29 protein-coding genes are annotated in these 18802 nt (G+C 65.1%); 14 read left to right on the top strand and 15 right to left on the bottom strand.

The window, feature by feature from the left end; all coding sequences use genetic code 11:
- Window positions 1-68: 68 nt before the first annotated feature.
- From AC1DT7_RS13255 to AC1DT7_RS13240, 4 genes are read right to left on the bottom strand one after another with little or no spacing between them, the layout of a single operon-like run.
- Window positions 69-476, bottom strand: coding sequence for a DUF1801 domain-containing protein (locus AC1DT7_RS13255; RefSeq protein WP_478036462.1), 408 nt, complete (start codon window positions 474-476; stop codon window positions 69-71).
- Window positions 473-679 (bottom strand): hypothetical protein, encoded by a 207-nt coding sequence (locus tag AC1DT7_RS13250; protein ID WP_478036461.1) that lies wholly within the window; start codon window positions 677-679, stop codon window positions 473-475. The genes AC1DT7_RS13255 and AC1DT7_RS13250 overlap by 4 nt, the downstream gene beginning before the upstream one ends.
- 29 nt (window positions 680-708) lie before the next feature.
- Window positions 709-1119 (bottom strand): SRPBCC family protein, encoded by a 411-nt coding sequence (locus tag AC1DT7_RS13245; RefSeq protein ID WP_478036566.1) that lies wholly within the window; start codon window positions 1117-1119, stop codon window positions 709-711.
- On the bottom strand, window positions 1116-1439 hold the full coding sequence (locus AC1DT7_RS13240; RefSeq protein ID WP_478036459.1) for an ArsR/SmtB family transcription factor: 324 nt from the start codon (window positions 1437-1439) through the stop codon (window positions 1116-1118). Before AC1DT7_RS13240 ends, AC1DT7_RS13245 begins: the two co-directional genes overlap by 4 nt.
- A gap of 187 nt (window positions 1440-1626) precedes the next feature.
- Between AC1DT7_RS13240 and AC1DT7_RS13235 the strand changes: the two genes are divergently transcribed.
- Window positions 1627-1944 (top strand): PilZ domain-containing protein, encoded by a 318-nt coding sequence (locus tag AC1DT7_RS13235; RefSeq protein WP_478036458.1) that lies wholly within the window; start codon window positions 1627-1629, stop codon window positions 1942-1944.
- A gap of 86 nt (window positions 1945-2030) precedes the next feature.
- The gene (locus AC1DT7_RS13230; protein WP_478036456.1) at window positions 2031-2165 is read left to right on the top strand and encodes a hypothetical protein; all 135 of its coding nucleotides are present in this window, start codon (window positions 2031-2033) and stop codon (window positions 2163-2165) included.
- A gap of 185 nt (window positions 2166-2350) precedes the next feature.
- Here the strand turns inward: AC1DT7_RS13230 and AC1DT7_RS13225 are convergent, their stop codons facing one another.
- Window positions 2351-2749: a MerR family transcriptional regulator gene (locus AC1DT7_RS13225; RefSeq protein ID WP_478036564.1), complete on the bottom strand. Its 399-nt coding sequence runs from the start codon at window positions 2747-2749 to the stop codon at window positions 2351-2353.
- A gap of 79 nt (window positions 2750-2828) precedes the next feature.
- Between AC1DT7_RS13225 and AC1DT7_RS13220 the strand changes: the two genes are divergently transcribed.
- Window positions 2829-3596, top strand: a complete 768-nt coding sequence (locus AC1DT7_RS13220; protein ID WP_478036455.1) for a MauE/DoxX family redox-associated membrane protein — start codon at window positions 2829-2831, stop codon at window positions 3594-3596.
- Between the two features lie 60 nt (window positions 3597-3656).
- Here AC1DT7_RS13220 and AC1DT7_RS13215 read toward each other — a convergent pair whose 3' ends face one another.
- Both AC1DT7_RS13215 and AC1DT7_RS13210 read right to left on the bottom strand, forming a co-directional pair.
- Window positions 3657-4154, bottom strand: a complete 498-nt coding sequence (locus tag AC1DT7_RS13215) for an SRPBCC family protein (protein ID WP_478036453.1) — start codon at window positions 4152-4154, stop codon at window positions 3657-3659.
- Between the two features lie 76 nt (window positions 4155-4230).
- Window positions 4231-4860 (bottom strand): retropepsin-like aspartic protease family protein, encoded by a 630-nt coding sequence (locus tag AC1DT7_RS13210; RefSeq protein ID WP_478036451.1) that lies wholly within the window; start codon window positions 4858-4860, stop codon window positions 4231-4233.
- 430 nt (window positions 4861-5290) lie between these two features.
- Here AC1DT7_RS13210 and AC1DT7_RS13205 point away from each other — a divergent pair, with 430 nt between their 5' ends.
- A complete protein-coding gene (locus AC1DT7_RS13205) occupies window positions 5291-5482 on the top strand; it encodes a hypothetical protein (protein WP_478036450.1) in 192 nt (63 codons plus the stop codon).
- 53 nt (window positions 5483-5535) lie between these two features.
- On the opposite strand, the gene AC1DT7_RS13200 is transcribed toward AC1DT7_RS13205, so the two are convergent.
- Window positions 5536-5805: a GlsB/YeaQ/YmgE family stress response membrane protein gene (locus AC1DT7_RS13200; protein ID WP_478036449.1), complete on the bottom strand. Its 270-nt coding sequence runs from the start codon at window positions 5803-5805 to the stop codon at window positions 5536-5538.
- Window positions 5806-5936: 131 nt separating this feature from the next.
- The gene (locus AC1DT7_RS13195; RefSeq protein ID WP_478036447.1) at window positions 5937-7043 is read right to left on the bottom strand and encodes an extracellular catalytic domain type 1 short-chain-length polyhydroxyalkanoate depolymerase; all 1107 of its coding nucleotides are present in this window, start codon (window positions 7041-7043) and stop codon (window positions 5937-5939) included.
- A gap of 109 nt (window positions 7044-7152) precedes the next feature.
- Here AC1DT7_RS13195 and AC1DT7_RS13190 point away from each other — a divergent pair, with 109 nt between their 5' ends.
- Together AC1DT7_RS13190 and AC1DT7_RS13185 are read left to right on the top strand one after the other, a co-directional pair.
- Entirely contained in the window at window positions 7153-7398 is a 246-nt protein-coding gene (locus AC1DT7_RS13190) for a hypothetical protein (RefSeq protein ID WP_478036446.1), read from the top strand.
- Window positions 7399-7558: 160 nt separating this feature from the next.
- Complete coding sequence (locus AC1DT7_RS13185; protein ID WP_478036444.1) at window positions 7559-7975, top strand: GFA family protein; 417 nt, start codon at window positions 7559-7561, stop codon at window positions 7973-7975.
- 99 nt (window positions 7976-8074) lie between these two features.
- Here the strand turns inward: AC1DT7_RS13185 and AC1DT7_RS13180 are convergent, their stop codons facing one another.
- Window positions 8075-8383, bottom strand: a complete 309-nt coding sequence (locus AC1DT7_RS13180; protein ID WP_478036443.1) for a hypothetical protein — start codon at window positions 8381-8383, stop codon at window positions 8075-8077.
- Window positions 8384-8697: 314 nt separating this feature from the next.
- Window positions 8698-9741 carry a potassium channel family protein gene (locus AC1DT7_RS13175; protein ID WP_478036441.1) on the bottom strand — a complete coding sequence of 348 codons (1044 nt, stop codon included), beginning with the start codon at window positions 9739-9741 and terminating at the stop codon, window positions 8698-8700.
- A 245-nt stretch (window positions 9742-9986) separates the two neighbouring features.
- On the opposite strand from AC1DT7_RS13175, the gene AC1DT7_RS13170 reads away from it, so the two are divergent.
- The 4 genes from AC1DT7_RS13170 to AC1DT7_RS13155 all read left to right on the top strand — a co-directional run bounded on the left by AC1DT7_RS13170 (window position 9987) and on the right by AC1DT7_RS13155 (window position 11666).
- Window positions 9987-10493 carry an EF-hand domain-containing protein gene (locus tag AC1DT7_RS13170; protein ID WP_478036439.1) on the top strand — a complete coding sequence of 169 codons (507 nt, stop codon included), beginning with the start codon at window positions 9987-9989 and terminating at the stop codon, window positions 10491-10493.
- Window positions 10494-10593: 100 nt separating this feature from the next.
- The gene (locus AC1DT7_RS13165) at window positions 10594-10854 is read left to right on the top strand and encodes a hypothetical protein (RefSeq protein ID WP_478036438.1); all 261 of its coding nucleotides are present in this window, start codon (window positions 10594-10596) and stop codon (window positions 10852-10854) included.
- Window positions 10855-10961: 107 nt separating this feature from the next.
- Window positions 10962-11165 carry a DUF6771 family protein gene (locus tag AC1DT7_RS13160; RefSeq protein WP_478036437.1) on the top strand — a complete coding sequence of 68 codons (204 nt, stop codon included), beginning with the start codon at window positions 10962-10964 and terminating at the stop codon, window positions 11163-11165.
- Between the two features lie 84 nt (window positions 11166-11249).
- Window positions 11250-11666 (top strand): GFA family protein, encoded by a 417-nt coding sequence (locus tag AC1DT7_RS13155; protein ID WP_478036562.1) that lies wholly within the window; start codon window positions 11250-11252, stop codon window positions 11664-11666.
- Window positions 11667-11728: 62 nt separating this feature from the next.
- Here AC1DT7_RS13155 and AC1DT7_RS13150 read toward each other — a convergent pair whose 3' ends face one another.
- From AC1DT7_RS13150 to AC1DT7_RS13140, 3 genes are all read right to left on the bottom strand, one after another.
- Window positions 11729-11956: a hypothetical protein gene (locus tag AC1DT7_RS13150; protein ID WP_478036435.1), complete on the bottom strand. Its 228-nt coding sequence runs from the start codon at window positions 11954-11956 to the stop codon at window positions 11729-11731.
- A gap of 512 nt (window positions 11957-12468) precedes the next feature.
- Window positions 12469-12951, bottom strand: coding sequence for a hypothetical protein (locus tag AC1DT7_RS13145; protein ID WP_478036433.1), 483 nt, complete (start codon window positions 12949-12951; stop codon window positions 12469-12471).
- A 78-nt stretch (window positions 12952-13029) separates the two neighbouring features.
- On the bottom strand, window positions 13030-13638 hold the full coding sequence (locus tag AC1DT7_RS13140; RefSeq protein ID WP_478036431.1) for an FMN-dependent NADH-azoreductase: 609 nt from the start codon (window positions 13636-13638) through the stop codon (window positions 13030-13032).
- A 107-nt stretch (window positions 13639-13745) separates the two neighbouring features.
- Between AC1DT7_RS13140 and AC1DT7_RS13135 the strand changes: the two genes are divergently transcribed.
- From AC1DT7_RS13135 to AC1DT7_RS13125, 3 genes are read left to right on the top strand one after another with little or no spacing between them, the layout of a single operon-like run.
- Window positions 13746-14672 carry a LysR family transcriptional regulator gene (locus AC1DT7_RS13135; RefSeq protein ID WP_478036430.1) on the top strand — a complete coding sequence of 309 codons (927 nt, stop codon included), beginning with the start codon at window positions 13746-13748 and terminating at the stop codon, window positions 14670-14672.
- Between the two features lie 4 nt (window positions 14673-14676).
- The gene (locus AC1DT7_RS13130) at window positions 14677-15120 is read left to right on the top strand and encodes a thiol-disulfide oxidoreductase DCC family protein (RefSeq protein ID WP_478036429.1); all 444 of its coding nucleotides are present in this window, start codon (window positions 14677-14679) and stop codon (window positions 15118-15120) included.
- Window positions 15117-16724 carry an SDR family oxidoreductase gene (locus AC1DT7_RS13125; protein WP_478036427.1) on the top strand — a complete coding sequence of 536 codons (1608 nt, stop codon included), beginning with the start codon at window positions 15117-15119 and terminating at the stop codon, window positions 16722-16724. Before AC1DT7_RS13130 ends, AC1DT7_RS13125 begins: the two co-directional genes overlap by 4 nt.
- Window positions 16725-16733: 9 nt before the next feature.
- Here the strand turns inward: AC1DT7_RS13125 and AC1DT7_RS13120 are convergent, their stop codons facing one another.
- Entirely contained in the window at window positions 16734-17276 is a 543-nt protein-coding gene (locus AC1DT7_RS13120) for a GNAT family N-acetyltransferase (protein WP_478036425.1), read from the bottom strand.
- A 238-nt stretch (window positions 17277-17514) separates the two neighbouring features.
- Between AC1DT7_RS13120 and AC1DT7_RS13115 the strand changes: the two genes are divergently transcribed.
- The gene (locus tag AC1DT7_RS13115) at window positions 17515-18321 is read left to right on the top strand and encodes a phytanoyl-CoA dioxygenase family protein (RefSeq protein WP_478036423.1); all 807 of its coding nucleotides are present in this window, start codon (window positions 17515-17517) and stop codon (window positions 18319-18321) included.
- The last annotated feature ends 481 nt before the right edge of the window (window positions 18322-18802 follow it).

Raw genomic sequence — 18802 nt, 5'->3', positions numbered from 1 at the left:
GGATTCGCAAGATAGCGCCGCCGAATGGGACATGGTTGACGCGCCATCGGGCACGCCTGCGTGGACGATCAGGCCTTTTTGACGTCGCTGCCGCCCTTCCCGTTCAGCGCCACGGCGGCACGGATCAGCACCTTCAGCGCGTCATCGTCGATCTCGTCGCCTTCATGGAAATCGATGGCGCGCCTGACATTGCCGTCCAGACTCGAATTGAACAGGCCGGCCGGGTCTTCCAGTGCGGCGCCCTTGGCGAAGGTCATCTTCACAATGGTCTTATAGGTTTCGCCAGTGCAGATCATGCCGTTCCGGTACCAGACCGGCACGCCGCGCCATTTCCATTCCTCGACCGCCTCGGGTTCGGCCTGACGGATGAGCGCACGGAGCCGCGCCAGCATCTCGCCCCGCCAGTCGCCGAGCTCCCTGATCCGTGCATCGATCAATTGCGTGGGCGTGTCTCCGCTTTCCTTGGCGACTGTCATGCCTTTCCCCGTGCTCTGACCGTATAGGGTAGTATGAACATGTAGAGGCCGCTGAACAGAAGCAGAAAAAGTGGGAGCAGCGGCGAATACACGATCCATGGCGGCGGCGTGCCGATCGCCATCGCGGCGAAATTGGCGATGGCGGTTGCCGTGAAGACGATCGACAGCCAGCGATGCGTCTGCCTGATCCATTTGTTCCACATGAATTGGCCTCCTTCGTGCAGAGGGCGCCTCAGTCGAGCCGCGCGAGAAGCTGTTCGAAACTGCGGATGAAGCGTGGCCAGCCGGCCTTCGCGCCAAAATAGGCCTGTTGCTGATCGGCGCGGAAACCGGTCTGCTCCATGCGCAGGTGCGTGCCCGCCTCGGTGGCGGTGAGTGTCCAGGTGACGACGCTTTCGAGGCCGAGGCCGTCCCAGCGATAGGACAGAAGCCTGTGCGGCTCGATCGTCAGCACTTGGCAGTCGACGCCACCCCAGTCGGCGCTGAGATGAAAGCGATGATCCACCTCGGGCTTGAAGTCGTTCTTCATTAGCCACTCCTCGATGAGGTGCGGTTGGGTGAGTGCGCGCCAGATCTTTTCTGGCGGATACGCGATCTCGCGTTCGACGGTGACGGTGCGCGTTTCGGTCGCGGTATCGGTCAGTGGTCCATCCTTTTGAGCAAATCCTCGAGCGCGTCGAACCGGTTTTGCCAGAAGCTGGCCATCTCGCTCGTCCAGGCGGTCAGCGGGGCGAGCGCACCGGGCTGCGCGCTGTAATGCGTCTGGCGGCCATCGGGCCGGTCGCGCACCAGACCGGTCTGCTTCAGCACCCCTAGATGCTTCGACACGGCCGGTTGAGAGACCCCTGCGCGTGCTGTCAGGGCGCCGACCGTCTGCTCCCCGTCGCGGCACAGCCGCTCGAAGATGGCGCGCCGCGTCGGATCGGCGAGCGTGCGGAAGAGCATGTCCGGGGCAGTCTGCATGGCTATCGATAACTCGTTGGCTATGAGTCTGATGCATAGCCAGCAGGTTATGAGTGAGTCAAGCTGAGAGCCTGGAGCGCTGCGGTCGGGATCGCTCCGCTAATCGACGTTGCCGGGACGTTAGGGATTCTTTCTTCGCGACCTTGTCGGCGGAACACGGCAAAGGTGCACGAATCGACGAGGGCATATGGCGCAATCCATCAAGGAAAAGGACGGGACTCACGCGCGCCTGGCGCCACGGTTCAAGACGTTCCAACCAGCTTCGATCGACTGCTGCGGCGCGAGGCGGCGGGCTCATGTCCTCGACGTATCCTCCCGCGGGGCGCGGATTTACTGCGCCGACACGCTGCCGGTCGGCTCCTATCTGGCGCTGCGGTGCTGCGACTTCACGCTGACCGCGCGGATCGTCTGGGCGCGGGAGCAGCGGTTCGGGGTCGAGTTCCAGTTTCCACTGCCCGATGTGCATGTGCGCCGCATCATGGATGCCGATACGGACTCCCAATAGCTGCACCTGCTCCAGGAACGGCGTGTCGGGTGACGCGTTGGGTCGATAGTTCGCTCCGAAAGGAGAGACTTCATGGGAGTAAAGTCATGGCCGAGATCAACAGCGACGAGAAGGTCGTGGTCGCCAAGAGCAGCGTCAATATCGCCAACATCATCCTGGCCGTTGCGGTGTTGATCGCGGTGCTGGGATTGTTGAAATATATCGGTGCTTCGCCGTTCTGACGGCTCACCACTGAGCCGGATGTTGTCGGTCGTGGCAGCCGCCCCCGCGCGGCCTTAAGATTGCGCCCGGGTTCGACCCGCCTCCGCGCCGCCGGCTCCGGCCAGGGCGAGACCCTGTGCACTCTGCCGCGCGGCTATCTGGGGCCGTGCCGCCACATGCCGGCGCGCATGATAGAACTCGCTTCCTAACCCCGGTCGAACGCGTCGAGGATCGGGCAGGGGCCGTGCACGCTGGTGTCGCAGGCATGCGCCAGCCGCCTGAGCGCATCGCGAGCCAATTCGAGTTCGGCGATCTTGTCGTCCAGCGCAGCGAGCCTTTCGGTCGCCAAGTGGCGTGCCTGGGCGCGGTCTTCGGTGGCGTCGAGCGCCAGCAGTTCGGCGATTTCGTCTAGCGTGAAACCGGCGCCCTGGGCTGAGCGGATGAAGCGCAGCCGTCGCACATGATCGGCCCCATAACGGCGGATGCCGCCGGCCAGGCCTGAGCCGCCACTGCGTGGTGGCTCCTCGATCAGGCCGCGGCGCTGGTAATAGCGTACCGTTTCGACACCGACGCCGCCCTCGCGCGCCAACACTGCGATCGTCATGTCAGGCACCGCTTGACTCCGTACCATGGTCCGGACCCCATATGGGCCGGGTTCGATTGCTGACAAGCTGGAGACCGTGATGACGACCCGCCGGGCCCCAAAGGCCATTCTCTATCGCATGGTCATGCCGGACCATGTCTGTCCCTGGGGGCTCAAGGCGAAGGACCTGCTGCGCCGACGGGGCTATGAGGTGGAGGATCGCTGGCTGCGCACACGTGAGGAAACCGACGCGTTCAAGGCCGCGCAGGGCGTCAAGACGACACCGCAGACCTTCATCGATGGCACGCGGATCGGCGGGTATGACGATCTGCGCCGCTTCTTCGGCAAAACGGTGCAGGAGCCCGGCGCCACCAGCTATCGCCCGGTCGCGGTGCTGTTCGCGATGACGGCGCTGATGGCGCTGGCCGCTAGCTATGCGGTGTTCGGCAGTCCCTTCACGATCCGCGCGGGCGAATGGTTCATCGCCTTCAGCATGTGCGTGCTCGCCTTGCTCAAGCTGCAGGATGTCGAGCGCTTCTCGGCGATGTTTCTGAATTACGACCTGCTGGCGAAGCGTTGGGTGCCGTATGGGACGGTCTATCCTTATGCCGAGGGCCTGGCCGGCGTGCTGATGGTGTCGGGAGCGCTGACCTGGCTTTCGGTGTCGATCGCCCTGTTCATCGGTGGCATCGGCGCGGTGTCGGTGTTCAAGGCGGTCTATATCGACCGGCGGGACATCAAATGCGCGTGCGTCGGTGGCGACAGCAAGGTGCCGCTCGGCTTCGTGTCGCTGACCGAGAATATGATGATGGTCGCGATGGCGCTGTGGATGGCGTTTGGTGCGAGCGGGATGGCGATGGCGGGGTAGAGAGTCGTAAAGGGCTACGCCGTTCGCTCCGCACGAACGGTGTTGGCACGGGCGACGCGCCTATTTCTCCGCCTCGGCCAGCGCCTTCATCGTCTCGATCGCGCCCTGGAAGCGCGGGTTGGCCCGGTCGAACTGAGCTTTGCGGGCCTCGTCTGAGGGCATCAGGGCCGCGTCGTAGATCAGGGTGTAGGTGATCTTCGACTTGGTCGCGCCAACCGGCTCGACCGCGAGTGTGCCGTTATAGGCGAAGCCGGTCATGCCGCCCGCGATCTGGCTGTAGGTATAGGAATGCTGGGTGCGGCCGACCATCGGTTCGAGCGTGGTGTCGTTGAGCCGGCGGATCGTGCCGACATCGCCGGTGCCGCTACCCACGACGATCTCGCACTTCACCTTCAGCCATTCGGCGATCGCGCAATAGCTGCCGACCCGTTTCCATACCGCATCGGCCGGGCGGTCTACGAGGATTTCCTTGCGGATCACGACGTAGTCGGATGCGGCGGCCGGCGCGGCTGTGCCGGCAAGGGCGATCATGGCGGGGAGAAAGGCGCGAGCGATCATCTAAGGCATCCTGTCCGGCTGTTTTTGCGCCTTCCTATGGCGATTGCCCGGAGATGCCAAAGTGATTGTTCGGAGCTCAGGCGGCGTCTGGCCTGAGAGGCTGGGGATGATTGGGTTCGAGGATCAGGGTCTGGCCCTCGACGCGCCAGGATTTGAGGCGCGACAGGAAGTTCATGCCGATCACATCGGTGTCGCCGAAAGCGGGCGAGACGACCACGGCCAGCTCGCGCGCGACGATGGTGCCGAAACGCAGCTCCCGGATCGTGCCGGTCTGTGCATTGACCGTGCCGTTGGCGGTCCGCAGCATCACGGGGAAGGGCGTATCCTCCACCTCGACGCCGGCCGCGGCCGCGGTCTGGGCTGACAGCGCGGTCACGGTCGCGCCACTATCGACCAGCATGCGTCGCTCGACCCCGCCGATCCGCGCATGCACCCAGAAATGGCCGTCGCGGGACATGCGGATCCGCACTTCCTTGCCCACCACTTCCTGCTTGTCCGCCTGGAGCATGCCGGCGACCTTGCTCAGATAGGGATCGAACCGGCCGCGATCGCGCACCAGCATTACCACCAGCGCACCCAGCACGCCCCAGATGGCGATCGTGGTCAGCGTGCGCACCAGCGGCACGCGCCGGCCGATCATCGCCGCGATCAGCACACCGGCCAGCAACAGGTAGAGCGGCGCGTTGGCGCCCAGATCGGGAAACATCCTGCCTCTTCGTCCATGACGATCGGGGCCCGGCCGTCCGCGGAATCTATTCGGTTTCCATGTATGTGGCCTGACCGTTCGAGAGAAGTAGGTGGCAGCAAGGATGTTGGCGACGAGTGGGAAATCGGGTGCTGCGACAATTTTGCGACCAAATCGGCTCGACCGGCTGGAACCGATGCACGGTCGGAACGTATAGACCCCGCCAACCGCATCGGGCTCACACCTAAGTCGGGGGTAAAACCAGGCCGGATCGGACAGCATCCCCCGGCCTGGTTTTCTTATGACGTTATTCTACGGACGCGTAACGTCGTGCCTTTGCCGCGTTTCGCCGAACCCGCACGCCCCGTGTGCTTGATAACCCTGCACGCTTGTGATTGGACCCCGCCGACCGGGCCGGGGGCCGCGGCGACAGTCACAAGCGGGACATTTCATGTTTGGTGCGATCGCGTTTGCTTATGGCCTTTTGACCAGCTTCGTCCTGTCGGGCGCCAGCCGCAACCAGAAGCTGCAACGACCCAATCCACCGATGCTCGTCTCTGTAGGTTATGTCTGCCTCGGCTGCTCGGCCGGGCTGTCAGTACTGCTATTACTGCACGCTGCCCACACGCTGATGCTCGACTGAAACCTAAGCGGGGCGACCGAAGCCGCCCCGCCTTCAAGCCTTATGCCGGAGCGTTAGCGGGCCGACCCGCGGCGGACCAGGTTGACGATCGCGAGCAGCACCACCGCGCCGAGTAGCGACACCAGGATGGTCGCGATGCTGTAGCCGCCACTGGTGATTGGCGGCACGCCGAGCAGGGGCGAGAGGACGAAGCCGGCGAGAACCGCACCGACGATGCCGACCACGACGTTCAGAAAAACGCCCTGCTGCGCATCGGTGCGCATGATCATGCTGGCGATCCATCCGATTACGCCGCCAACGACCAGAAGTATAATGAGACCCATCTTGCTCTCCATCACTAATGGAACAGCGCGGAGGCTTTCGCGGTCGCGCCGGGCTCTTTCATGAGACCTTGAACCATAACGGATGGCGGCGTTCTACGTTCCTCGCCGGGCGCGGACGACCGAGACAAATCCTATCGCATCAGCCCCGCCGCGCGAAGCGCATCCTCAATGACCTTCTTCACCCCCGGAACGTCCGCTGCACCGCCCATTGCCGGCAATGCCGGTTTGGCCGAACGCGCGGCGTCGCGGCGGTCGATCGGCATATCGGCGGCGACACCGGCCCCCGCATCGGCAATGCCCCAAAAGGCGGCGATCGCCCGTGTCGAACAGACCCCTATATCGAGCATGTGCGGCATCGCCGCCCCGCATCCCTCGCTTGGCGCGATCGGCGTGCCATGGCCCATGCCGGCGATGCTGTGCGCCTCGATCAGCACCTGCCCGCCCGCATCGGTCCAGCGGCGTGTGCCATGCCCGCCCGCCGTCCCGACCTGCGCCGGTGCCGCGTCGAGGCCGTGGAGCAGGCGCCATTGCTCGACGATGGCGTCCATGTTCGACACCGACACGGTCCTGTCCCCCGTGCCATGCCAGACCGACACCGTCGGCCACGGCCCGTCGTGCCGCGACGCCTTGCGTACCAGCGCCGCCAGATCCTGCCCCGACGGGCCGCCATGGCCGCGCATGCGATCGAACGCCTGGGGCACACCTGCGGCCACGCCGTACGGCAGGCCGGCGATGATCGCCCCGCCGGCGAACAGTTCTGGCCAGGTGGCCAGCATCACCGCCGTCATCGCCCCGCCAGCGGACAGGCCCGTCACGAACACCCGCGCCGGGTCGATGTCATGCTCGGCAATCATCTGCACGATCATCGACCTGATCGACAATGCCTCGCCCCCGTCGCGGCGGATGTCGCCGGGCTCGAACCAGTTGAAGCACAGATTGGCGTTGTTGCCACGCTGTTGCTCGGGATAGAGCAGCGCGAAACCATGGTCGTCCGCCAAGGTCGACCAGCCCGATCCATGATCATATCCGGCGGCAGTCTGGGTGCAGCCGTGCAGCACCACGACCAGCGGTGCCCCCGATTCGAGTCCTTCAGGGATATGGATCCGCGCCGCAAGCTGCCCGGGATTGGCGCCGGTCACGACCATGTCGGTCAGCCGGTCGATGCCGCCGGGTCGAGGCTGGCTCATGCGCGTCTGCGCGGCGGCGAGCCGCGTAATGGTATCCGAAAGTGCGCGCATGAATCGATCCCCTCAGAGGGCGAACGACTCGTTCGCGCCCTGTTAAACGGATCATAGACCCGATTGTTGCTGCATTGCACAATAAACCTTCCCCGGGCGCCATCTCCCAATGGTCGCGGAAATCGATGCCCGCGCCCATGCCGCCATGGCGAAGACCGGGGCAAAGGGCCTCGCCATCGTCGTGATCGACCAGGATGCGGTGCACCAGGATCTGGCCTGCCGGTACGTGCTGGATCAGATGGAGATACAGCGGCAGCAGATCCTACGGCACATAGGCGTTGACGCCCAGCAGCATACCGGTGCTGGCCGGGGATGGAGCGGAAGAGGATTCGCGCTCGCTCACGCTACTGCCTGATGCCGCCGGAATTGGCGCGGGTGGGAGATGATCGGTCGGCGCCGGCAAGACAAGCCGGGTCGCCGTACTTTTCCTTCGGGCCTGCATGGCCCCGTTATCTCACCGCTTTATCCGCCTCGCTTATTCTGCCATTTCGCGCCTTGAATCAGGGGAGCAGCACGTGGCAACGATCGAGGGCGGGTGTCTGTGCGGGGCAGTGCGCTACACCGCGAACGAAGCGCCGCTGGTGGTGCGCGCCTGCTGGTGCCGCCTGTGCCAGTATATCGCCGCCGGCAATGCCAGCATCAACCTCGCCTTCAGGCGTGACGCCCTCACCATCCGGGGCGAGGTCACCGACCTTGCGGGTATTGCCGACAGCGGCAGCCATATGCACCGCTTCTTCTGCCCGGGCTGCGGCGTGCATCTTTTCAGCGAGGCGGAGGAGCGCCCGCATCTGATCATCGTCCGGGCCGGCACGCTCGACGATACGAGTATCGCGGTGCCCGATGCGCTGATCTGGACGCAGGAAGCGCCAGCTCATGCGCATCTCGACCCCGATATCCCACACTTCCCGCGCCAGCCACCGCCGGCTGCCTGAGGCCGCGGCATGCGTCAGACCTGACTCGCGGCAAGTCCATATCTGCGCTTCTCCCGGCCTTCGCCGCAAACCAAAAAGAAACACGCGGACAGCGCCCGATTACCCCCTCGACAACCGCGCGCGACGCGATCGCCCAGCCGTCCCGGCGGAAGAACCGGTCTGCGCGGCGGCGCGCGCCCGCTCGGCCAGCAACACGGCGATCTCGGTCCCTTCATAGCGAAAGGGCGGCTTGCGCCGATCGGGAAAGGATATCCGCATCCGCCCGATGTCGCCGGCAAAGGTCGCGGCGATGGTATCGAGCACGCGGGTCAACGATCCCTGTGCCACGACCTCCAGGTCGCCGCTCGCCCTGTCACAGTCGCGCGGACGCATCGCCGCGACCGCATCCTCATTCCACGAAATGTCCATATGTGCGCCTCTCCTTGTCACCGGAGCATCGGCGCGTGGAAACGGTGGCGCAATGATCTGGGTCAAGACGGCAGGGCAAGCAGCACACTCCCAGTCACGGCACCGGGTGTCAGAAAATAAGGGCGATCAGTGCAGCCCAAATCGCAATCGAGATTACTGCCAGAACCAGAAAGGCTATCCCGCCGGGAACACGGTCGCGCTCGTTTACGAACGCGTGCGGGGGTGGTGGCATTGTTTTGCCCATCTTGCGACCTTCCGACTAATGCACTCTCCTCGTGGAACAATGCACCAGTATAAATCGGGTTCCAAGAGGATTATTCCGGCCCCTCCTGTCGCTGGCGCGGCACTACTTCGAGAATGGAATCCCCCGCTTCGAGGTGCCCTGCCTCGATCTCCCAAAAGCCGAAGGCGCTGTCGCCGCGATAGATTCGCACGCCAAGTCCCGTGCCGATCTGCGCCAGTGGCCGGCCCACTTCGTCGGCCGTCACCGGCCGTTCGTGCAACGCGACCCGGCCGTCCGCTGCGGCGAGATCGGCCATGTAATCCGCGATATGCGGTCCATGGGTCGACCCGGCAAGCAGCAGCCCGGCGAAGCTCGCCGGGTTGATGACGGTGGTGGCGCCGGCCTGTTTCGCCAGCGCCTCGTTATCCTCGGATCGGATGATGACGCTGATCGGCACGTCGGGCGCCAGCCGTCGCGCCGTCAGCACGATCAGGATCGAGGTGTCGTCGCGCCCGGCGGAGATGATGATCGCACGGGCCTTGTCGATCTTGACTGCCTCCAGCGTCGCATTGCGGGTGGCGTCGCCCTCGATCACCGCGGCGCCGCATTCCTCGGCGAGGCGCAGCGCCGCCGGGCGCTCGTCGATCACCACGATGCTATCGGCCGGCTTGCCGCGCCGGATCAGTTCGCACACCGCCTCGGCGCCGCTGGTGCCATAGCCAGCAACCACGGTGTGGCCGCTCAATTGCTGCTGGATAACGCTCATTCGCCACTTCTCCCAGACGCGCTTTAGGAGGAAATCATAGGCAGTGCCCAGGAAGATCAGCCACACGAACAGGCGCACCGGCGTGACCACGAAGGTATCGAACATCCGTGCCTGCGGGGTCACCGGCACGATATCGCCATAACCGACGGTGGTGATGGTGATCATGGTGAAATAGAGCACGTCGAGAAAGGTGACATGGCCGTCGATATTGTCGCGCAGGCCATCCCGGTCGAGCCAATGGACCGACAGCGCGATACCGATCAGCCCAAGCGCGAGCAGCACCCGCCAGACCAGCGAGAGCCAGACCGGCGTACGGCTCTTCCTTCGCAGGTTGAGGAAGCTGTCCTTAGGGGTGGGGCCGCGCAGCATCAGACCGTGTAACGCGGGGCGGGGGGAAGAAGAAGCCCGACACGAAGCCCATCCTCCGTTGGGGCCGAGCTTGTCGGCGCCCTGTTCTTTACTTTCTCMCGTTGCTGAGAAGAACAGGCGCTGGGCCGATTGCCGGTCCGCCACGTACTTTCCTACCGCCGACCCAAGCACCATGACGTGCAATTCATTTGAAAGCGCCCGCCGCCGGTGCGACCCCGGATCGATCGAACGGCCCGGAAATGCAGATGCTGCGAATAGCCCTGATCCTGATCCAGGCCGCCACCGCAGCCGCTCAAAGCGCCACGCCTCCCGCGCTAAAGCCCGATCTTGCCCGGCTGTTCTGGCAGAATGACAGCACCCGCGCGCAGATGGAGGAGCAGGCGCTCGCGATCCACCAGAAGCTCGACGAGAATCTCGACGGCTATGTCACCCAGGAGGAGATTCGGCGCGCCATGAACGCACGGGTTGGCAGCTCGCCCCACACGACCGATCCCCAGGCGCCGGTGCCGCTCCTGTTGCTCGCGATGATCGATCAGGATGACACCGACCATGACGGCCGTATCTCTGCGGACGAGGCAAAGGCGGGTGCCGACCGCCAATTCGACCTGGACGACACCGATCATGACGGCGTGGTGACCCCGGACGAACGCTGGGCGGGCATGCTCCGCTTCGGCAAGGAGCATGCCGATCTGGTCGCTCAGGGAGTCGTCGCCCTCGAACGGAACCGGATCGCCAACGAAAAAAAGAACTGATTTCGGTTCGATTTCGGAACTATCCGAATAGACCCATGTTACCGCCAATATGGCGGGTAGGCATTTCTATCAGATATTCCGCGCGTACAGGGTTCCCGGCGTGCGCACCCCGGTCGCCTGGACCTGGCAGTGCATCGATCAGGTTGGCGCGCCGATGGCGCGCGGCGCGCTTTATGGCTCGCTGCCCGACTGCTTCGCGGCGCTCAAGTGCAACCGCATCCGGCTCGGCGATGCGCCGATCCGGATCGACCTCGCGGGTGCCAGTCCCGAAGACGCTTCGTCGGTGGTTGCTATCGCGATCAGTGAGCGCGATGTGACGATCACCAGCAGTGATCCGCGGCCTGTGCCTGGAGTCGCCTGATCCAGCACCTATAAGACGGGCCGATATCGCGCCAGGGACCGGCGGGGCAGGCGATGGAACCATTTTTGGCGCTTTGCGATGTTCCTGTTTTGATCTAGTTTTCGACTATGAGCCGATTCGCCCCAGACCTCGCCCCCGCCGATATCGTTCCGGTCATTCTGGCGGCCCCTGCCTGGGCACGCCTGGGAATCGCGGTACGCGATCCGCGCCTGCGTGCCCGTGCTGCTGAGAAGCTGGCACGGACGATTCTTGAAGAACTCGACGACGATGCCCTGGTACACGACGCGAACCAGCTCTCGCTCGGGTTCTAATCGCCCGCCCGCGTCCGGTGGTGCGAGGCCTTGCAGGAAGAGCCAGGCTTGCTCTCGATCTCCCCCGCCCATAACATTGCGGCCATGCCCGACACCCCGTCCATAACCGGTGGTTGCCAGTGTGGTATGGTCCGTTACGTGGCGGACGCGGCGCCGGATTATGCCGGTTATTGCTGCTGCGCCGATTGCCGCAGGGCATCGGGATCGGGATATGTCGCGTTCATGGGTTTCCCGGCACGCGCACTCGCCTTCAGTGGGGATACGGTGCAGGTACGATCTCCCGCCTTCCGCGGTGGGGAGGCGGTGCGCAATCGGTGTGCGAAGTGCGGCAGCCTGGTATTCGGCGGGGTGGTCGGCGAAGACGTGTCTCATACCATCTACGCAGGATCGCTCGACGATCCGTCCTTCTTCCGCCCGACCATGGCCCTGTTCGACCGAGAGCGGCCTGGCTGGGCGATCCTGCCGCCGGGTCTGACGGTGTTCGACACCATGCCGGAATAGGGTGTCCTTTGGCAGGAGCGGATGCCTCGCGGTGGGCAGCTTCCACACCAGCTGTTCAGGCGTCAGCCGGTGTTCGGCGTGGAGTCCGGTTCGGTCGCTTGGTCGGCCTTGCCGGGCAGCGACGCGGACAGGTCGATGCGCTGGCGCGGGATACGCGGGCGGTTCTTTCGCTTCTTCGACCGGCGGCGCTTTTGTGATCGTGCCACGGCGTTCCTGATGAGCGGCAACATCAGGGCAGCGCCGCTCACGGCGATTGTGATGACGCCGAAGCCCATGACGACCGGCGTCATTGCCGGTCAGCGCGTTGGGATGTCCGGGCGTCGAAGCGAAAGGTCATGCCGCTCTCCAGTCCGGGCGAAACCCATCGTGCCMGAGCCGATGCGGTTCGCCGCCAGAGGCATTCATTCCATAAATATCGCCGCGGCGCGAGGGGCTCACGCGTAATGATATAAAGGGGAGGAAAGAGCCCCGGCCGGGTAAGGGGGAGGCCGGGGCTCTGCGTGGGCGCGAGAAGGGGGTGCCCACACATGAAAATGCTTAATTCATATTAATTAATTTTTGGTTAATTTTTTCCTTAAGCCGAGAGATTGCCACCAAAATGGCGCCAAAGCGGATGTAATTCGCGACGAGTTGAGGGCTGGTTTCACCATGACATCGCGCTCGCCTGCTCGACCTCTCACCGACCGGCTGGCGTTCGGCCTGGCTGACAGGCTCACACTGGAGGTCCGAGAGGCCCGCAGCCGAACTGCGCTTTGCCGAAGATGTCCCGCCGCAGATTATGCCGCCCGCGCGCCCGAAGGTATCAGCCGGTCCGGCGGCAGTTGATCGACTTCTGCTCGGCTGAATCGGAAAGCGCCGTCTTCGGGCCCTCGATCAGTATGCCCTGATCGCCGACCGCCTTCCACATGAGGCTCCTGCCGGGCGCGCGACCGATGTCGGAGCGGTATTTATTGTCTTCGTCCGACAGCATTTTGGTCAGCTCGAAGGTCTTGGCGCCGATCGTCAACCGCATCACGTCCCAGGATAGATCGTGATCGACCGTGAGGTCGAGGCCGCCGGCACAATGGTAATGCGCAACGCCTTCGATCCTGCTTGCGTCGCGCTCCAGCGCGGCCGAGCCGCCATTGGTGGTGAGGGGCGGGGCAATGAGATTGTCGACCGGGATATCCGGCGTGGCCTTGATCGAGGGCGTCAGGACCGGGCCCTGCGTCTCGACCGGCTCGGGTGATCCGGAACCGCAGCCGCACAGCAGTACCGTGAGCATCATGGCCGACCAGATACGCATCGAAACATCCCCCCAGGATCGGCGCCGTCCTTGGGACGGTGCCTCTCCCGAGGGCTAGCATGATCGTGCCGCGATGTCCTAGGCCGCGAGCTTGCGGATCTCGACCTCGGCGCTGTCGATTGCCTGCTGGCGGGCGGACTCGCCCATCGCCACGCCCTCGGCGCGGATGAAGCTGATGTCGGTGATGCCGAAAAAGCCGAAGACACCGCGGAGATAGGTTTCCTGATGGTCGAGGAACGCCGCCTGGGTGTCGGCGCCGTAGAAGCCGCCGCGCGACGAGGCGACGATCACGGTCTTGCCGCCGGCGAGGCCCTCTGCGCCGTTCGCGCCATAGCGGAACGTCTTGCCCGCGACCGCGAGGCGATCGATCCAGGCCTTGAGCTGGCTGGGGATGCCGAAATTATACATAGGCGCGCCGACCACGATCACATCGGCGTCGAGGAACTCGTCGAGCGCTGCCTGACCGGCGGCGAGATCGCGCTGGAGCGGCTCTGCCTCGGGCACGGCGCCCTGTGCCGCGGCGAGGTGGAGACCGGACAGGTGATCGACCGGATCGGTGGCGAGGTCGCGGCGGACGATTTCGATGCCGGGGTGCAGCGCCTGCTGCTGGGTGACGATCGAGGCCGACAGGTGACGGCTCACCGAGCCCGGGCCGAGAATGCTTGAATCGACGTGGAGGAGCTTCATGTTGATGTCCTTCGCAAGCGCATGAGATTGCGAAGGGGCAGATATGGACTCCCAATATAGCGTTGTAGCCTATATATTCATCTGGATACCATCTGGGATTCCGATAGATGCTCGATACCGTATCGCTTGACCAGTTGCGAACCTTCCTCGCCGCGGCCGAAGAAGGAAGCTTTTCCGCTGCCGGTCGCAGGCTCGGCCGTGCCCAGTCGGTCGTGAGCCAGACGCTCGGTTCGCTCGAGCGGCAGATCGGCGTGCAATTGTTCGACCGCAGCGCGCGCTATCCGGCGCTGACCGAGGCGGGCAGCGCGTTGCTGCCCGAGGCGCGGGAAGTAGCCGGGCGGATGGACAGCTTCAAGGCACGCGCCCGCGATCTCGCCGGCGGGCTCGAGGCCGAATTGTCGGTGGTGGTCGACGTGATGTTCCCGATCCATGTCTTTGCCCATGCGGTGCGGGATTTCGAGGCGACCTTTCCGCACACGCCGTTGCGCGTCCGGGTAGAGGCACTGGGCGCGGTGGTTGCGCCGGTGGCGGAAGGCCGTGCTGCTTTCGCGGTGGTCGGTACCCTGCCGCTGGTGCCTGAGGATTTCGTCCAGGAAAGGCTGTTGTCCATCCCGCTGATGATGGTGGCCGCCCCGACGCATCCCCTGGCGCAGCGTCCCGCCCCGATCCCGCGCGCCGACCTGACCGGGCATGTCCAGCTTGTCCTCACCGACCGCTCCGACCTGTCGCGCGGCAAGGAATTCGGCGTGCTCTCGCCCCGGACATGGCGCATCGCCGATCTTGGCGCCAAGCATGAATTCCTGCGGGCCGGCCTTGGCTGGGGCAGTATGCCCCGCCCGATGATCGACGCCGACCTTGCCGAGGGGCGGCTGGTCGAACTGGTGCTGGAGGATGGCTGGCCGGAGGGCAATCTGCTCCCGATGCTTGCCGCGCACCGCAAGGATACGCCGCCCGGGCCGGCGGGCCGCTGGCTGATCGAGCGGCTGAAGGACATGGTCAGCCAGTGTCCCGGGCAAGAGTCCGGAAAGGAGTAAAGGGGTGCCCGACCAACCAATCCCCGACCAGCCAATCCCCGACCACCCGATCCCCAGCAACCCGATTATCGTGTTCGATGCGGTATGCGTGCTGTGTTCGGCCAATGCCCAGTTCGTGCTGAAGCATGATCGGCGGGAGCATTTCCGCCTCGCCTCGATGCAGGGTGAAGCAGGTGCGGCCTTGTATCGCCGTTTCGGCATCGATCCGGCAGATCCCGACACGATTATTCTGGTCGAGGGCGACTCGGTAAAGCGGGACAGCGATGCGGTGCTCGCCATCTATGCCGGCCTCGGCTGGCCGTGGCGGATGGCTGCGGGCCTGCGGCAGGTGCCGCGTTTCCTGCGCGATCCAGCCTATCGGTGGATTGCGCGAAACCGCTACCGGCTGTTCGGCAAACGCGAGACCTGCTGGCTGCCGAGCGCCGATCACGCACGACGGGTGTTGTGAAGCGTGTCCTGATCCTCGGCGGCTATGGTGGGTTCGGCGCGCGGCTGAGCCGGCGATTGGCGGGACGGGGGCATCATGTCCTCGTCGCCGGTCGCAGCGGGGAGAAGGCGCGGGCCTTTTGCGCCGGGCTTGCCGGGACCGAGCCAGTGGTTGCCGACCGCAACGGCGATGTGGATGGGTTGCTGGCCGAGCATCGTCCCGACCTGCTGATCGATGCGGCGGGGCCGTTCCAGAACAGCGATTACCAGGTGCCGCTGGCCTGTGCGCGGGCCGGCGTGCCCTATCTCGACCTGGCGGACGCGCGGGAGTTCGTGACCGGGATCGGCGCGATCGAGGCCGAGGTGGCGATCATTTCCGGTGCGTCGAGCGTGCCGGCGCTGTCGGGGGCGGTTGCGCGGCATCTTGCGGCGGGGATGGACCGGGTGACTGAGGTCGAGGTCGCCATCAGCGCATCCAATCGCGCCACTGCCGGGCCTTCGGTCGCTGCGGCGATCCTGTCTTATGTCGGCAAGCCGGTGCGGCTGTGGCGCAACCGGCGCTGGACGCGCCGCTGGGGCTGGCAGGAGCTGCGACGCGAGACCTTCGCGGTGGCGGGCGTGCCCGATGTGTCCGGGCGCTGGATTGCGCTTGCCGAAGTGCCGGATCTCGACCTGATGCCGGACATGCTGCCGGGCCGCCCGGCGGTGACGTTCCGCGCGGGCACGGAGATTTCGGTCCAGACGATCGGCTTGTGGCTCCTGAGCTGGCCGATCCGCTGGTTCGGCCTGTCGGCCATGCCGCTCGCGCCGGTGCTGCTGCCGCTGCAGCGCCTGACCAGGGCGATGACCAGCGATCGGTCGGCCATGTCGGTGCGGCTGGCCGGTGAGGCAGGCGGCGGCTTTGTCGAACGGCGCTGGACCTTGATCGCCGATCAGGGTGACGGGCCGGAGACACCGACGCTTGCGGCGGTGCTGCTGGCCGAGGAACTGTTCGGCGGCCGGCTGTCGCCCGGTGCGCGCGATGCCGGGCGATTGCTCGAACTGGCGCAGTTCGAGCCGTTGTTCGCCACGCTGGCGATGCGGCATGAGACGGTCGAGACGCGGCTGCCAGATCCGCTCTACTGCCGGGTGATGGGGCCTGCCTTCGATGCCTTGCCGGAGGCGGTGCGGGCGATCCACCGCGTGTGCCGCGACGGCGGGGCCTCGGGCGAGGCGCGTGTGACGCGGGGTAGCGGTGTGCTGGCGGGGCTGGTCGCGCGGATCATGGGTTTCCCGCCGGCCGGCGTGCATGCGCTGCATGTCGGTTTTGCCGAGCGGGACGGAGTGGAACGCTGGACCCGCAGCTTCGGCCGCCATTTCTTCACCAGCCGGCTGAGCCGGAAGGGCGGGCGGCTGGTCGAGCGGTTCGGGCCGCTGCGCTTCCATTTCGACCTGCCATCCGATGCGTCGGGCCTGAGCATGGCGATGCGGCGTTGGTCGTTCCTCGGCATTCCTCTGCCGATCGCGCTCGCGCCCCGGAGCGACGCACGGGAATGGCAGGAGGGAGAGCGGTTTCGTTTCGATGTGCCGATCGGCCTGCCGATGATCGGGCTGGTGGTGCATTATGACGGGTGGCTGGTGCCGTGAGCAGGTGCCTCAGGTCCTGAGCGGCCCCTCGGCGAAATCGCCCTTCGCGATCGCATAAGTCACGTGCCGGATCACCGCGTCGCCCATCCGATACTCCTGGACCCGGTCGGTCAGCACGCCGCCGATCTTCTCAACTGCGCGGCGCGAACGGAGATTGTCTTCGCCGATGCGGAAGATGACGCTGTCGTAATGGTCGAAGGCATGACCGAGCATCAGCCGCTTCATCTCCCGGTTCCAGCCGCCGCCCCAGCGATCGCAGGCGAGGAAGGTCCAGCCGATCTCGACCTCGCCCGGATCGGCGAATTTTTCCGAATAGCGGGAGAAGCCGAAGACCGTGCCGTCGGCCAGGTCGCGCGCGACCAGCCCGCCGCGATCCGCCAGCGCATCGTCGAAAAAGGCGCGGAACACGGGTTCGCGATACCGCTCGCGCATCGGGTGCATCGCCCAGATCGCCGGATCGGACGCCACCGCGAACAGCGCGTCCCAGTCCTCCTGTGCCTGTGGGCTGAGCGAGAGCAGGTTACCGGTCAGGGACGGCTGAAAATCGAACATGGCATCCTTCCGATAATGCGCCGCCTATCCGGCAGTCGGCGCCGTCATGCAATGTTCGGATGCCGCTGGCTTGCGCTCCGGCCAGCCGCGCGGCATCCTCAAGCCATGAAGAGCTTCGTTCTCAACCACGCTGCAGCGTTCCCGCTCGGCTGATCAGCCGGCCCCGGGGGCGGCATCACCCGAATGTGTCCCACCCTCGATTCGGGGGTGGGTGTGATTGCCAGCATGAGAGCTTCCCATGACCGAATCCGACCCCGTGCGCGCCCTGAGCGCCGAAGACCTGCACTCCTTCCTCACCAACGGTTTTGTCAGGATCGACAATGCCGTGCCCCGCGCCACGATCGACGCGGCGAACGTCATATTGCGCCAAGCCCTGCCATGCGACCTCGACGATCCGGCGACCTGGCGGCAGCCGGTCGTGCGGCTTGGACAGTTAGATCAGCCACCCTTTCGTGAGGCGGCCAATATGCCGGTCCTGCACCGCGCGTTCGACCAGCTGGTCGGGACGGGGCGGTGGCTGCCGAGCAGCGGGCTCGGGACCTTCGTCGTCCGCTTCCCGTCGCCGGACGATCCAGGCGATACGGGGTGGCATATCGATGTGAGCTTCGGGACCGAGTCACCCGACTTCCTGCAATGGCGCGCCAATATCACCAGCCGCGGCCGGGCGCTGTTGATGCTGTTCCTGTTCAGCGATGTCGGGGAGGAGGACGCGCCGACCCGTATCCGGGTCGGCTCGCATATCGACATCGCCCGCCAGCTCCTGCCGGCGGGCGAAGGGGGCATGACGCTCGGCGAGCTGGCGGCGGACGGGTTCGCTGGATCGGCCGAGAGGCCGGAGGTCCTTGCGACAGGGCCGGCCGGCACCGTTTATCTTTGTCACCCGTTCCTAGTGCACGCGGCGCAGCCCCATCGTGGAATCCGGCCGCGCATCCTGGCGCAGCCGCCGCTGTTGCCGAAGGAGCCGCTGCCTCCCTGGCAGGTGGCTGGAGAAATGTCGCCGGTGGAACAAGCGATTCGGCGTGCCGTCTTGCGGGACGACACATAGCTGCCGGCCATTCTGCGGGAGAGCGGGGCGAGGATGATCGACGAGGGCGGTACGTGAAATCGAGGATCGTGCGGTGGTGATCAGCGTCGCGATATTTGTGCCTGCTGCGCGGCGATGTGACCGCGATCATCGGCGTGCCGCCCGATGCGCCTCCAATACCCTGAAGGCGTATCCAGGGCACCCGCTAGGTCATACACATGCCATGATAGCGGTACCAGTTGCAGTTTTCGTATGCTGCAATGCAATATTTGCACTTGCCTGAAAATCTGTTGCAGTGCACAACGACTGTGCCTTTCAGGCATCCTCTCCTAAAACTTTCACGGCCGGTCTTGTACCGGCCTTTTTTTTGTCCGCGATTCGGGTATGAAGACCCGCCGTCGTATCGCCTGACACATAAAAAGAAACGCAACAGGAGCGGAAAAGCCGCCGGGAAGACCGGCACTGGCGAGACGACAGCGCGGGGGATCGAGCAGCCAGAGGC

It is taken from the genome of Sphingomonas sp. P3_C6 (assembly GCF_056402595.1).
Note: the sequence above shows the minus strand (reverse complement) of the source record. Positions and strands in the feature narration are given on the sequence as shown.